The organism is Streptomyces sp. NPDC028368, assembly GCF_055565615.1.
The window spans coordinates 594,421-609,267 of sequence record NZ_JBVHTY010000004.1 but is presented as its reverse complement, the minus strand read 5'-3'; the positions used below and the strand labels follow the sequence as shown (position 1 = coordinate 609,267).

Genomic DNA, 14,847 nt, shown 5'->3' with positions numbered 1-14,847 from the left:
ATCAGGACGCCGCGTGGACGGCCAGAGCGGCGCGGTCGACCTTCCCGTTGGCGGTCAGCGGGAACTCCTCCACCACCTGCACCCCTTGCGGGACCATGTAAGCGGGCAGCCCGGTGCGGCAGAACGCGATCAGCTCCTTGCCGTCCAGTTCCACGCCTCCGGCTCGGGTGACGAAAGCGTGCAGCGACGGATCGCCGTCCACACGCGGCAGGAGCATCGCGACCGCGCTCGTGACGCCGGGGAACCGGCTCATCCGGAGCTCCACCTCATCCAGCTCGACCCGGTTACCGCGGATCTGCACCTGGGAGTCGGTGCGTCCGTGGAAGTACAGCTCGCCATCCGGCCCCATGGACGCCATGTCGCCGGACTTGAACACCAGCCGCCCCGACTTGGGGTCGAGCGGATCGGGAACCAGGACGCCGCGGGTGGCCTCAGGATCGTCCCAGTAGCCGGAGAACAGCGAGGGGGTGCGCAGGTGGATTTCACCGAGCACTCCGGGCGCTTCCACCGGGCGTCCGTCGGGCCCGACCAGTGTCATCTCGGCGCCGGCGTGCGCGTAGCCGATCGACAGGCGTTCCGTCCCGGGAGGCAGCGGGTTGGGCACCTCCGTGAGCGAGGCGGCCATCGTCTCTGTCGCCCCGTAACCGTTGGTGAAGTGAACCTTCGGCAACAACGTCTGCAGGCCCCGCAGTTCATCCAGTGGGAAGCTTTCCCCGGAGAACAGGATCCGGCGCAGAGCGCCTCGCTCCCCCAGTTCGGTCAGCAGGTCCGGTTCGTGCCGCACCACCGGACGCCAGATCGCTGGAACGCCGTCGACCTGGGTTGCCCCGGTCTCGCTGAGATACGCGAGGAAGCGGCGCGGCCAGCTGAGCCGGTCGCGCGGCACGGGTACCAGCGCAGCGCCATGGCTGAGGGCGAATCCGATGTCGAACAGTGCGAAGTCGAACTGTAGCGGCGCGGTGCTGGCCACCCGGTCCTCGACCGTGATGAGCTGCTCGGCCTCCGCGCCGCGAAGGAACGCGATGACCGCGCGGTGGCTCATCACCACACCTTTGGGCCGGCCCGTGGTCCCCGAAGTGAAGACGATGTACGCGGTGTCGAGCGGCGTCACCACGCGGCGACGGCGGACTCTCGGCATGGGCGGTCGCCCCACCCTGAGCCCGTGGGGGCCGAACCGGGCGGTGCCGACCGTCTCGGGAATGCCTTCGCGGTGTCCGCCTGCCGGCTGGAGGTGGAGGGCGGGTTCGGCGCTGTCGATGATCGCCAGCAGCCGCTCGTCCGGAGTCTCGGCGCTGGCCGGAATAAAGGCCAATCCGAGCGTGGCGCAGGCCAAGAGCACCGCCACGGCGTCAACACCGGTGTCGGACTCCAGGATGACGCGATCACCGACGTCCAGACCGAGTGCGTCGAGCGCCTCGGCACAGCGGTCGGTGCGCCGTTCCAATTCGCCATAGGTGACCGTCTCCACACCACCGTCCGCCGCCGGCTGGACCACTGCGGGACGGTCAGGGTTGCTACGGGCGGCAGCCAGCAGGTACGTCCGCAGATTGTCCACCGAAGCGTGTGCCCGGGCCCGACGCACTCCGCGCATTCTCATCCGCCACCCTTTCCATTCACCCCGCCCTGGGAATAACCAGCCCCTATGCCTAACAGGGCACTTTCCCCTCCCACAAGCGCTCTCCATCGCCACCGGACGAATTAGGGGCCACTAGGGGTTACGTCGACACCTGCGCCCTACGAAGGTGGCCGGGAACAATGGGACTGAATTGCCGGACTTCCGGAATGTACGCGAGGATTACCAAAGGGAGAAGTAACACATGCCGGCGATCGTCTTTCCTGGAATCGGCCCGACGCGATTCACCGACTCGGCACGGTTCATGGTGGGCCATCCGGTGGCGCGTCGACTCGTCGCGGAAGCGGACCGGACGCTCGGGTATTCGTTGGTCGACCGCTACCGGGAGGCCGAGGTACGCGGCGACGAAGGCGCTTTCCCGGAGCCTGCCCGGATCGCGTTCCTGGTCAACTCGCTGGCTCTCGCCGAATGGACCGTGCTGGAAGAGGGCGTGGAACCAGTCGCATACGCCGGTGCGAGCTTCGGCGGAACGGCGGCAGCAGTGCAGGCCGGGGCGCTGTCGTTCGCCGAGGCCATTGCGATGACCGCCGAGTGGGGCCGCCGCGTGCACGCCTACTTCGCTCGCGAGCACCGTGACCTCGTCGCTCAGTCGTTCGCCCGCATCGGGCTCGACCGGCTCGCCGAAATCCGGGCCGAGCTGGACGCACGCGGCGAGTGGAACGACGTGGCCTGTCATGTCGACCACGACTTCCACATGCTGACGGTGCGGGAGGGTGTTCTGGGGTGGCTACAGGAGCGGCTCCGAGCGGCGGGCGGACTGCCGCTGTACGTGATGCGGCCTCCTCTGCACTCGGCGGTGTTCCGCACGCTCCGTGACGAGATCGAGGCGGACGTGGTCGGGGATCTGCGGTTCTCCGATCCTCGGATCCCCCTCGTCTCCGACCACGACGGGTCGCTGGTGGAAACGGCGCCAGGAGTGCGCACGCTGCTCCTGGACGCGGTGACCCGGACGGTGCGGTGGCCGGCCGTCGCCGGCACGCTCAAAGGGCTGGGCGTGGAGCGGGTACACGTCACCGGACAGGACGGGTTGTGGGGACGAGTGGCAGTCCTGACCGAGGCATTCGAGGTCGTACCGGTGCAGCCCGGCTCGGCTATGCGACCGCGTCGTCGCAGCACGATCGCATAGGCCGCAGGCCCCCGTCTCAGCGCATGGCCGTCACCGTTTCCCAAAGGGTGGCGGGGGTGGCGAAATTCTCGGCGTTCAGAGCGTTGTCGGTAAAACGGACACCGAACTTTTTCTCCAGCGCGGCCAGCAGCACGACCATGCCCATAGAATCGAGGCCGAGGTCGCGCAGGCTCAGCTCGGAGGTGAGACCATCCTCCGGTTCCAGCAGAGAAAGATGCTTACGGAGCAGTTGCTCGAATGGCTCGTCCCACATACGAACTCCCGTGCTTGTCCCGGTATCCACTGGATAGTCGACGTCACGGTTAACCCTGACCTTGCCTCTCCCGATACGGCACCCCTATCCACCCCTTTTTCTCTTCGGAGGAAAGACGATGACCGAGACATCCGTCCCGCGCCACGGTCTGCATGAACGGTTCCTGCGCGGCCTGGCGCTCTCGCCCGGTCGCACCGCTGTCCGCGTGGGTTCCGAAAGCCTGACGTACGAGGCCATGCACGAGCTCGCATTGCGCCGCGCGGCGGCACTGTCGGCCAGGGCTCCGCAGGGCACGCACTCGGTCGCCGTGCTGGCGGAGAAGGGCCTCACCGCGTACGTGGGGATCCTGGCGGCGCTGTACGCCGGCGCGGCGGTCGTGCCGCTCAATCCCCGGTACCCGACCGAGCGCACGCGTCACATGCTCACTGCGGCGAGGGTCGCAACGGTCATTGCCGACTCGGCCGGCCGGGCCTCGCTCGCTGAGACCGAACTGGGCCTGCCCGTCCTGGAGGAGGCGGGGACGGCGCTGGACGAGCCGAGAACGGTCCGGCCGTCCGATATCGCGTACATCCTGTTCACATCAGGCTCCACCGGCCGACCCAAGGGTGTACCGATCACCCACGGGGCCAACGAGCACTATTTCGGGGTGCTGGACCAGCGCTACAACTTCGGTCCGGACGACGTGTTCTCCCAGAACGTCGGTCTCCACTTCGACTGCGCCATGTTCGAACTGTTCTGCGCATGGGGCCGTGGGGCATCTGTCCACGCCGTCCCCGTCGTGGCGCATGTGGACCTGCCCGCGTTCATCGCCGAGCGGCGGATGACGGTGTGGTTCTCCACGCCCAGCGGAATCTCGTTCGCCCGGCGGATGGGCGGGCTGACACCCGGGGCGATGCCCACGTTGCGGTGGAGTTTCTTCGCGGGCGAGGCTCTGCTGTGCGAGGACGCCGCCGCCTGGCAGGCCGCCGCGCCCCACTCGCGGGTCGAGAACCTTTACGGCCCGACCGAACTGACCGTCACGATCACCGGGCACCGCTGGTCGCCGGAGGCCTCTGCCCGGCAGGCCGTCAATGGCGTCGTCCCGATCGGCCCGGTGCACCCCGGCCACGACCATCTGCTCCTCGACGGGGATTCCGAGTCGGCGGTGGAAGGCGAGCTCTGCATCACCGGGCCACAGATGACGCCGGCCTACCTGGACGTCGGGGATGGCGAGGGTCGCTTCCTGGAGCGCGACGGCCGCCGCTGGTACCGGACAGGAGACCGGGTGCGGCGCCTGCCGGACGGCGAGTTGGCCTATCTGGGCCGCCTGGACGGTCAGGTACAGGTTCAAGGCTTCCGGGTCGAACTGGCCGAGGTGGACCACGCGGTACGACAGTGCGCCGGCGTACAGGACGCGGCCACCGTGACCCGCTCGGCTCAGGATGGCGGGTTGGAGCTCGTCCTGTACTACACCGGCGACCGGATTCCCGCGGTGGCGTTGCGGCGCGAGTTGTCCACCCATCTGCCCGACGCCATGGTGCCCAAGACCTTACGGCACGTGGCGGAGTTCCCGCTCAACTCCAATCACAAGGTCGACCGCGGACGGCTGGCACGCGAGGCGGCCTCGGTGCCGGACAGCCCGCACTGACGCGAATGGCCCTGCCCGCCTGCCAGGGCCGTCCGCAATGCCTCGGCAGACGTTCCGCCAAGGTCCGTCAGCTCTGGGCCTCGTCCGCGGAGCGCATCTCCAATTCGTCGTCGAGAACATCGAACAGTTCCTCAGCCGAAAGGGAGTCCAGGGCGGTCTCCGTGGTCCTGTCCGGTGCGTGGGTCGCGATCCAGCCGGTCGTCAGGGCGCGCAGTCGTTCGACGATACGGCTGTATGCCCCCTCGTCCGGTTTCGCCGATGCCAGCACCCTCTCCAAATGGTCCAGTTCCGCCTCCAGCGGCGGCGCGACCGCCTCCTGGTGACCAGCGGTCAACCGCTCGCGCAGCTCGTCGCGGATGGCGGCGGGCGTCGGATGGTCGAACACTATGGTGCCGGGCAGCTTCAATCCGGTGGCCGCGCACAGGCCGCTGCGCAGCTCCAGGGCGGTGAGCGAATCGAACCCGAGGTCCTTGAACGGCCGGTCGGGCCGGACGGCGTCGGCGCTGCCATGGCCGAGCACCGCCGCGGCATGCCTGCGCACCAAATCCAGCAGGAACCGGTCGCGTTCGGTGGGGTCCGGCAGCGCTGCAAGCCGCCGCCGCAGTGCTGCGCCGTCGTCCCGGCCGCCCGCGGCACCCGAGTCCCCGGCGCGGTGGCGCGGAGAGCGCACCAGACCCCTCAGCAGTACCGGAATGTCGTCGGGGGCGTGCGCCCGCAAGGCGGCCGGTTCCAGAACGAACGGCGCCAGTGCCGGCTCCTGCGTGCGCAACGCGTCGTCCAGGAGCGCCAGTCCCTCCTTCGGCGACAGGACGGACAGGCCCCTGCTCCGGATGCGTTCCAGATCCCCCGCGCCCAGACCGCCGAGCCCGGTGTCGGCGTCCCACAACCCGAACGCCAAGGAGGTCGCCGTCAGACCGGTGTGGTGCCGGTGCCGGGCGAGCGCGTCCAGGAACACGTTCGCCGCGGCATAGTTGCCTTGGCCCGCGGCCAGCACGAGGCCGCCGACCGAGGAGAAGAGCACGAACGCCGACAACTCGCGGTCGGTGGTCAACTCGTGCAGATTCCAGGCCCCATCCACCTTGGGCCGCAGAACCGCCGCCATGCGCTCCGGCGTCAGCCCTCGGACCAGTCCGTTGTCGACGACACCGGCGGCGTGCACCACCGCGTCGACCGGATGGCGGTCCAGCACCCCGGCCAGCACGGCACGGTCGGCCACATCGCACGCCTCGATCTCGACGCGCGCACCGCGGGCCGACAGTTCGGCGAGCAGCTCTGCCGCCCCCGGGGCACGCTCGCCCCGGCGGCTGGTCAGGACGAGGCGCCGGACGCCGTGGGCCGTCACCAAGTGCCGGGCGACCAGGGCACCCAGGCCGCTGGTCCCACCGGTGATCAGTACCGTCGACGTCGGCTTCCAGGGGGAGTGCGCCCCGTCCACCGACGCACCGGGAACACCGGCGAGCCTCGGGACGAGCAGCTCCCCGTCCCGGACCGCGATCTCCGGCTCATCGACGAGCGGTGGCAGGGCGGCTCCGTCATCGCCCTCGCCACCGAGGTCGACCAGCACGAACCGCCCCGGGTTCTCCGCCTCGGCCGCCCGGATCAGGCCCCACACGGGTGCCTGGCTCAGCTCGATGTCCTCCCCTTCAACGGAGACCGCACGCCGGGTGACGACAGCCAGCTTCTCCCGGGCCCCGCCCTCGCCGTCAAGCCACTCCTGGATGCGGGCCAGCACCGCTTCGGCAACCGCGCGTACGGCTTCGGGGGTCTCACCGGACGCGCACGGAACCTCGTACACCTCTGCGGGAGCCTCCCGGGCGGGCCCGGCAGGAGACTTGGTCCAGGTGAGGGTGAACAGCGACTCGCGGTGACCGCCGCCTGCGCGGAGCTGCCCGGCCGATACGGGCCTGGTGGCCAGGTTCTCGACGGAGAGGACAGGCGCTCCGGTGTCGTCGGCGACCAGTACTCCCCCATCGCCGTCGGGGCCCCGGCGCGACAACCGGACGCGGAGCGCGGAGGCGCCGGCGGTGTGGAGCGAGACACCGTTCCACGAGAACGGCAAGTGGGGCGCCTCGGTGTCGTCGTCTTCGATCAGCCCGGCGTGCATCGCCGCGTCCAGCAGCGCCGGATGCATGCCGAACCGGGTGGCGTCCGCCCCCTCCGGAAGCGCGACCTCGGCGAACACCTCGTCGCCCCGCCGCCAGGCAGCCTTGAGTCCCTGGAACGTCGGACCGTAGTCGTACCCGCGGGCGAGCAGCCGCTCGTAGGCGCCGTCCATGGGCAGCGGCGTCGCGCCGCTCGGCGGCCAGGTGGCCAGGTCGGACGTGGGCGGCGCGGCGTACGGCACGATGCCGCCGGTCGCATGGCGGATCCAGATGTCCTCGTCGGCGGACGAGTAGATCTCGATGGTGCGCGCACCGGCGCCGTCGGGGCCGCCGAGCACGACCCGGACCGCGACCCCGCCCGTCTCAGTTAGGGCGAGCGGCGCTTCGAGCGTCAGCTCGTCGATGGCCGTGCACTCCATCTCCCGGGCCGCCTGGAGCGCGAGCTCGACCATGCCGGTACCGGGCAGAAGAAGTGTGTCCAGCACACCGTGGTCGGCGAGCCAGGGCTGGGCGTCGAGGGAGAGCCGCCCGGTGAAGACGGCCCCGCCGGTGTCCGGGAGCGTCACCTTCGCCCCCAGCAGCGGGTGCTCCGAAGCCTGCTGGCCCCGCGTCGACGCGGTCCAGTACCGCTCGTGCTGAAAGGGGTAGGTGGGCAGGTCGACGCGCCGAGCTCCGCGCCCCTCGAAGACCGCGTTCCAGTCGACCCGTACGCCCTCGGCCCACAGCTGGCCGATCCCCGTGAACAGGGACTCGGTCTCCGGACGGTCACGGCGTAACGTCGCCGCCACCGTCGCATCCTCCCCAACGATCCCCGGCACCATGGACGTCAGCACCATGTCCGGCCCGATCTCCAGGAACCGGGTGACGCCCTTCCCCTGGAGCCACCGCACCTCGTCGGCGAACCGCACCGCCTCACGCGCATGCCGTACCCAGTACTCCGCCGACGCCACCTCGCCCTTGACGTCCTTGGCCATCCGGATCACCGGCTCCTGGTACGAGAGCTCCTCGGCGACCTTCCGGAAGGCGTCCAGCATCGGGTCCATCAGCGGCGAATGGAACGCGTGCGAGACCCGCAGTCGGCTCTGCCTGCGTTCACCGAACCGCCCGGCGAGCCCGGTGACTGCCTCTTCGGCACCCGACACGACCACCGAGGACGGACCGTTGACCGCCGCGAGTCCCACCCGCTCGTCCAGAAGCGGAGCGACCTCCGCTTCCGTCGTCTCCAGTGCCATCATGGCCCCACCTGGTGGCAGCTCCTGCATCAATCGCCCACGCGCCGTGATGAGCCTCGCCGCATCCGCCAGCCCGAACACCCCCGCCACATGCGCCGCCGCCACCTCACCGATCGAGTGCCCCGCCACGAAGTCCGGCCGTGCGCCCCACGACTCCACCAGCCGGAACAAGGCCACTTCCAGCGCGAAGACCGCTGGTTGTGTGAACTCCGTCCGCCCCAAGGCCTCCTCGTCGCTCCAGACGACCTCGCGTACCGCCGGGTCGAGGGCGGCGCACACCTCGTCGAACGCCGCGGCGAACACCGGGAAGGTCTCGTAGAGCTCCCGCCCCATTCCTGCACGCTGGCTTCCCTGCCCCGTGAACAAGAACGCCAGCTTGCCCTCGCCCGTGACGGCCGTACCCCGCACCGTCCGTACACCGATTCGCACTGCCCGGTACTCCAGCGCCGCACGTCCAGTTGCCGCGGAGAAGGCCACATCCATCGCGTCCGCACCTACCGAGGCGACCCGCTCCAGCTGTGCCTCCAGCGCCTCCGATGACCTGGTGGAGACCGCCAGCGGCGCCACCGGCAACTCCCGCCGAACCACGGCCGCTTCCCGGACCCGTGGCGCCTCTTCGACGATCACGTGGGCGTTCGTCCCGCTGATCCCGAACGACGAGACGCCTGCGCGACGCGGGCGGCCGTTGCGTGGCCACGGTTGCGCCTCGGTCAGCAGCCGGACGCCTCCTGCCTCCCAGTCCACCTGCGGCGTGGGCCGATCCGCGTGCAGCGTCCTGGGCAACCTCTCCCACCGCATCGCCTGCACCATCTTGATGACGCCCGCCACTCCCGCAGCCGCCTGTGTATGCCCGATGTTGGACTTGATCGATCCCAGCCACAGTGGCCTGCCGTCGGGACGCCCCTGGCCGTAGGTCGCCAGCAGCGCCTGCGCCTCGATGGGGTCGCCCAGCGTGGTGCCGGTGCCGTGTGCCTCCACCACATCCACGTCCGCAGCCGACAGACCGGCGTTCGCCAGTGCCTGCCGGATCACGCGCTGCTGGGACGGCCCGTTCGGAGCGGTCAGACCGTTGCTGGCGCCATCCTGATTGGTCGCCGTGCCGCGTACCACCGCCAGCACCGGATGACCGTTGCGCCGCGCGTCCGACAACCGCTCGACCAGCAGCACGCCCGCGCCCTCGCCCCAGCCGGTGCCGTCGGTGGAGTCCGAGAAGGACTTGCAGCGGCCGTCCCGCGACAGGCCGCGCTGCTCGCTGAAGTCGATGAACGTCTGCGGTGTGCTCATGACAGTGACGCCGCCGACGAGTGCGAGTGAGCACTCGCCCGACCGCAGCGCCTGGCCGGCCAGGTGCAGGCCCACCAGCGACGAGGAGCAGGCGGTGTCCACCGTGACCGCGGGGCCTTCGAGGCCGAGAGTGTAGGAGACGCGGCCCGAGACGAGACTGCCTCCGCTGCCGCCGCCCGCGTAATCGTGGTACATGACCCCGGCGAACACGCCCGTCGGGCTGCCCTTCAGCGTCGTCGAGTCGATCCCCGCACGCTCCAGCACCTCCCACGACACCTCCAGCAACAAACGCTGTTGCGGGTCCATATCGCGGGCTTCACGCGGGCTGATCCCGAAGAAGTCCGCGTCGAATGCCGCCGCGTCACGCAGGAACGCGCCCTCGCGCACGTAGGTCTTCCCGGGGCTTCCGGGCTCGGGATCGTAGATGCCATCCACGTCCCAGCCGCGATCCGCGGGGAATGCGGAGACGGCGTCCACGCCCTCGTCGACCAGCCGCCACAACCCCTCGGGCGAATCCACGCCGCCCGGATAGCGGCATGCCATCGCGACGATCGCGAGCGGCTCATCGTCGGTCCGGGTCGTGGCTGATGCGGCCGTGAACTCCTCTGCGGTTCCGGACAGTTCGTCGCGAAGGTGCCGCGCCAGATCGTCGGGGGTCGGATGGTCGAAGAGGAGGGTGGCGGGCAGGCGAAGGCCGCTGCCGGCGCTCAGACGGTTGCGCAGTTCGATCGCAGTGAGGGAGTCGAATCCCAGGTCGCGGAAGGCCAGGTGGGGGTCGACGGCCTCGGTTCCGGAATGGCCGAGGACGACGGCGGCCTGGGAGCGGACGAGGGCGAGGAGTTCCGCAGTGCGTTCGTCGTCGGCGAGAGGGGCCAGTCGCTGTCGCAGGGCTCCGATTGCCGGCGCGGCGGGGCCGAGGGCGCGGCGCGTCCGACCGCGTAGCAGGTCGCGCAGGATCGGCGGTGGCGTGTCGAAGGCGGCCTGGTCGAACCGGGCGGGCACGAGCGCGGGCTCCCGAACGCCGACGGCGGCGTCAAGCAGGGCGAGGGCCTCCTCCGGTGCCAGGGTGCGCATGCCGTCCTGGGCGAGGCCGTCTGCCATACCTGCTCCGGCCCATGGTCCCCAGGCCAACGCCAGCGCGGGAAGCCCGTTCGCGTGCCGGTGCCGGGCGAGGGCGTCGAGGGAGGCGTTGGCTGCCGCGTAGTTGCCCTGTCCGGGGGCGCCGATGACACCGGCGACGGAGGAGAAGAGCACGAAAGCAGTCAGTTCCATGTCACGGGTGAGTTCGTGGAGATGCCATGCCGCGTCCGTCTTCGGGCGCAGTACCCGCTCGATGTGCTCGGGCGTCAGCGATGCGATCACCCCGTCATGCAACACGCCCGCCGCGTGCACGACACCGCCGAGCGTCCGGCCTTCGAGGATCGCGGCCACCGACTCCCGGTCCGCACCGTCGCACCCCACCACCTCGACCTCGGCTCCCAGGCCGGTCAGCTCCGCCACCAGCTCCGCCGCACCCGGCGCTTGCGCGCCCCGGCGGCTGGTCAGCAGCAGTCGCCGCACGCCGTGCCGGGTGACGAGATGACGGGCGACGGCGCTGCCGAGGGCGCCGGTGCCACCCGTGATCAGGACGGTGCGCTCGGTGTCCCAGGCGGGCGCATCGGAGCCGAGGGCAGCCCGGGCCAGCCTCGGCACACACACCTCGCCACGGAGGATGCGCAGTTCGGGCTCGCCGTACCCCAGGATGTGGCGGGGCTCGACTGGCGCGTCGGTGTCGACCAGGACGAAGCTGCCGGGGTTCTCGCTCTCGGCGGCGCGTACCAGTCCCCGGACGGCGGCGTGACCGAGGTCGGAGCCATCGGTGGCGCCGTTCGTGACGACGATGAGGGGGGTGGTGTCGTGCAGGGCGGCCTGGACGGCCTCCAGTACACCGCTGGTTACCGCGCGCACCGCGGACGGGATATCGCCGGTGGTCGGGGGGCAGTGGAGGACGGTCACCTCGGCACCTTCGTCCGACGGCCGTTCGCCGCGGGCCGGCACCCACTCCACGCGGAAGAGGGAGTCCGCCGTACGGGCTGCGGCCTGCGCGAGGCCGTCCGCGGTGACGGGGCGCAGCGTCAGCGAACCGACCGAGACGACGGGCCGCCCCTCAGAATCGGCGAGCTCCAGCGACACCGTCCCGTCGCTCCGCATCCGCAGGTGGGCCCGCACGGCCGTGGCGCCCTCGGCGTGCAGGGTGACGTCCGACCAGAGGAACGGCAGAACGGTCGCCTTCGGGCCCGCCAGGTCGAGGGCGTGCAACGCCGAGTCGAGCAGCGCGGGGTGGAGGCCGAAGCGTCCGGCATCGACGCCGTCCGGGAGCACGAGCTCGGCGCACACGTCGTCGCCGCGTCGCCAGGCCGCGCGTAGCCCGCGGAACGTCGGTCCGTATTCCAGCCGCTCGTAGAGTCCTTCGGTCCGCAGGGTCTCGGCGTCTGGCAGTGGCCAGGCCGTGAGGTCACCGGACGGCTTCCCGGCTTCGGGGGCCAGGATGCCTTCGGCGTGCTCGATCCATGCGCGGTCGAGCGAGGCGTCGTCGGCCCGGGAGTACACGGTCACCGGCCGTCGGCCCGACCCGTCGGGTGCGCCGACGGCAACCTGGACGTGAACGCCTCCGTGCTCGGGAAGAATCAGGGGCACTCCGAGGGTGAGCTCCTCGACACGGCCGCAGCCGACCTGCTCCGCCGCGTGTACGGCCAGTTCCACGTACACGGTGCCGGGCAGCAGGACGGAGCCGAGCACGGTGTGTTCGGACAGCCAGGGATGGGCCCCGGTGGACAGCCGCCCGGTGAACACCACGCCGTCAGAACCGGGTAGTTGCACTATCGCGCCGAGCATCGGATGGTCGGGCCGGCTGAGGCCGGCGGAAGCGACGTCGCCGCCGGAGGCGCTCTTGTCGAGCCAGTAGCGTCGGCGTTGGAACGGGTACGTGGGCAGGTCGACCCGCCGCCCGTGCCCGCCGAACACGCCCGTCCAGTCGACGGGCACGCCCGCGGCGTGGAGTCGGCCGACAGCGGCGAGCAACGCGTCCGGCTCCTCGCGATCGCGGCGCAGAGCCGGAACGGCCACGGCTGACCCGGCGGTGGTGGTCAGACACTCCTGGGCCATCGCCGCGAGGGCCCCGTCCGGTCCCAGCTCCAGGTACCGGGTCACGCCCTCGGCCTCCAGCCCGCCCACCGCATCGGCGAACCGGACCGTGCCGCGTACCTGCCGCACCCAGAAATCTGACGAGGTCACCTCACCGCCGGTCATCATCGCGATCCGCGGTTCCGCATAGGTGACCCGCTCGGCGACCCCTGCGAACTCCTCCAGCATCGGCTCCATCAGCGGTGAGTGGAACGCGTGCGAGACGGTCAGCCGGCTCTGCCGCCGCCCGGTAAACCGCCCGACGACCGCCGCCGTTGCCTCCTCGGTGCCGGAGATGACCACGGAGTTGGGGGCGTTGACCGCCGCGAGCCCCACCTGCCTCGCGTGCTCCTCCAGGTACGGGGCGACCTCGTCCTCGGTGGCCTGGAGCGCCACCATCGCCCCGCCCGGTGGCAGCGCCTGCATCAGCCGCGCCCGCGCGGTGATCAGCAACGCCGCGTCGGGCAGCGAGAACACCCCGGCGACATGCGCGGCGGCCACCTCACCGATCGAGTGCCCTGCCACGAAGTCCGGCGTGATCCCCCATGACTCCAGAAGCCGGAACAGCGCGACCTCCAGGGCGAAGACCGCCGGTTGCGTGAACTCCGTACGGCCCAGCGCCTCCGCGTCTTCGCCCCACATCACCTCGCGCACCGCCGGATCAAGCGCCGCGCACACCTCGTCGAACGCCGTCCGGAAGGCCGGATACGTCGCGTGGAGCCGCCGGCCCATCCCCAGGCGCTGGCTCCCCTGCCCCATGAACAGGAAGGCCGTCAGCTCGGTCGTACGTGCGACTCGCCCGGCGTCCGGGTTGTCCGCCAACGCATCGAGCCCACTGAGGAGTTCCTCGCGGTCGCCACCGATGACGACGGCGCGGCGGGCAAGCGCGGCGCGGCCGGTGGCGAGGGAGAACCCCATGTCCACGGGATCCAGGCCGGGCGTGGCCCGCAGGTGGTCGGACAGTTGCCGGGCTTGGGCACGGAGGGCGGTCGCGGTCCGGGCGGACAGGGGCAGCGGCACGGTCGCGCCCGGGAGCGGGCGGGCTGCGGCGGGCGCGGGGTCTGGCCGGTCGCCGTCCGCCTGCTCGATGATCACGTGCGTGTTGGTGCCGCTGACGCCGAACGAGGACACGGCGGCGCGGCGCGGACCGCCCGTCCCAGGCCAGGGACGTGCCTCGGTGAGCAGGCGGACGTTGCCCGCGTCCCAGTCAACCTGCGGCGTCGCCGCGTCGACGTGCAGGGTCCGCGGCAGCATGCCGTGACGGATGGCCTCGACCATCTTGATGACGCCCGCGACTCCGGCGGCGGCCTGGGAGTGGCCGATGTTGGACTTCACCGACCCCAGCCACAGCGGGCGGTCGCCGGGACGGTTCTGGCCGTAGATCGCCAGCAGTGCCTGCGCCTCGATCGGGTCGCCGAGGACGGTGCCGGTGCCGTGCCCCTCCACGGCGTCCACATCGGCGGGGGTCAGTCCGGCCGCGGAGAGGGCCTGTGTGATCACGCGGCGCTGGGACGGTCCGTTGGGCGCGGTCAAGCCGTTGCTGGCACCGTCCTGGTTGACCGCCGAGCCGCGCACAACGGCCAGCACGGGGTGACCGTTGCGGCGGGCGTCCGAGAGCTTCTCCAGCAGCAGGACACCGGCTCCCTCACCCCAGCCGGTGCCGTCGGCGGAGGCGGCGAACGAGCGGCAGCGGCCGTCCGGCGAGAGCCCGCGCTGCTCACTGAACTCGATGAAGGTCTCCGGCGTCGCCATGACGCTGACGCCCCCGGCCAGCGCCAAGGAGCACCCGCCCGAGCGCAGAGCCTGTGCTGCCCAGTGCAGGGCCACGAGCGACGACGAGCAGGCGGAGTCGACCGTGACGGCAGGGCCCTCGAAGCCGAGGGTGTAGGCGACGCGTCCGGAGACCAGGCTGCCGTCGCTGCTGGTGATGCCGTAGTCGTGGTACATGGCGCCGGCGAATACTCCGGTGCGGCTGCCCCGCAACGACATCGGATCGAGGCCGGCCCGTTCCATCGCCTCCCAGGCGATCTCCAGCATGAGACGCTGCTGAGGGTCCATGGTGAGGGCCTCGCGCGGGCTGATCCCGAAGAGCTCGGGATCGAACTGCGCCGCGTCGTACAGGAACCCGCCGTGGCGCACATAGCTCCGGCCCGGCTTCCCGGGCTCCGGATCGTAGAGGGCGTCCAGGTCCCAGCCACGGTCGTCGGGGAACGCTCCGATGGCGTCCCGGCCCTCGGCCACCAACGCCCACAGATCTGCGGGGGAAGCGACTCCGCCGGGATAGCGGCAGGCCATGCCGATGATCGCGAGCGGTTCACCGGCCGATCCGGCGGCGGCCTGCAGGCGCTCGTTGTCCTGCCGCAGACGCTCGTTCTCGATGAGCGAGCCGCGCAGCGCCTCGACGATCTCCTCGATCTTCGGCTCCATC

5 protein-coding genes are annotated in these 14,847 nt (G+C 70.9%); 2 read left to right on the top strand and 3 right to left on the bottom strand.

Translation table 11 applies throughout. The features are described 5' to 3' along the window. Position 1: 1 nt before the first annotated feature. The gene (locus tag ACZ4S3_RS12720; protein ID WP_467931604.1) at positions 2 to 1,684 is read right to left on the bottom strand and encodes an AMP-binding protein; all 1,683 of its coding nucleotides are present in this window, start codon (positions 1,682 to 1,684) and stop codon (positions 2 to 4) included. Between the two features lie 133 nt (positions 1,685 to 1,817). Here ACZ4S3_RS12720 and ACZ4S3_RS12715 point away from each other — a divergent pair, with 133 nt between their 5' ends. Next, complete coding sequence (locus tag ACZ4S3_RS12715; RefSeq protein WP_467931435.1) at positions 1,818 to 2,759, top strand: ACP S-malonyltransferase; 942 nt, start codon at positions 1,818 to 1,820, stop codon at positions 2,757 to 2,759. Positions 2,760 to 2,775: 16 nt separating this feature from the next. Here ACZ4S3_RS12715 and ACZ4S3_RS12710 read toward each other — a convergent pair whose 3' ends face one another. Further along, positions 2,776 to 3,012, bottom strand: coding sequence for a phosphopantetheine-binding protein (locus tag ACZ4S3_RS12710; RefSeq protein WP_467931430.1), 237 nt, complete (start codon positions 3,010 to 3,012; stop codon positions 2,776 to 2,778). A gap of 118 nt (positions 3,013 to 3,130) precedes the next feature. Here ACZ4S3_RS12710 and ACZ4S3_RS12705 point away from each other — a divergent pair, with 118 nt between their 5' ends. Continuing rightward, positions 3,131 to 4,639 (top strand): AMP-binding protein, encoded by a 1,509-nt coding sequence (locus tag ACZ4S3_RS12705; RefSeq protein WP_467931426.1) that lies wholly within the window; start codon positions 3,131 to 3,133, stop codon positions 4,637 to 4,639. A gap of 67 nt (positions 4,640 to 4,706) precedes the next feature. Here the strand turns inward: ACZ4S3_RS12705 and ACZ4S3_RS12700 are convergent, their stop codons facing one another. Continuing rightward, positions 4,707 to 14,846, bottom strand: a complete 10,140-nt coding sequence (locus ACZ4S3_RS12700; protein ID WP_467931424.1) for an SDR family NAD(P)-dependent oxidoreductase — start codon at positions 14,844 to 14,846, stop codon at positions 4,707 to 4,709. Position 14,847 lies beyond the last annotated feature (1 nt).

Excerpts from the sequence above, each read along its gene's own strand:
- ACZ4S3_RS12715 (WP_467931435.1), top strand. The coding sequence starts at position 1,818 with ATGCCGGCGATCGTCTTTCCTGGAATCGGCCCGACGCGATTCACCGAC.
- ACZ4S3_RS12720 (WP_467931604.1), bottom strand. The coding sequence starts at position 1,684 with ATGGAGAGCGCTTGTGGGAGGGGAAAGTGCCCTGTTAGGCATAGGGGC.
- ACZ4S3_RS12705 (WP_467931426.1), top strand. The coding sequence starts at position 3,131 with ATGACCGAGACATCCGTCCCGCGCCACGGTCTGCATGAACGGTTCCTG.
- ACZ4S3_RS12710 (WP_467931430.1), bottom strand. The coding sequence starts at position 3,012 with ATGTGGGACGAGCCATTCGAGCAACTGCTCCGTAAGCATCTTTCTCTG.
- ACZ4S3_RS12700 (WP_467931424.1), bottom strand. The coding sequence starts at position 14,846 with ATGGAGCCGAAGATCGAGGAGATCGTCGAGGCGCTGCGCGGCTCGCTC.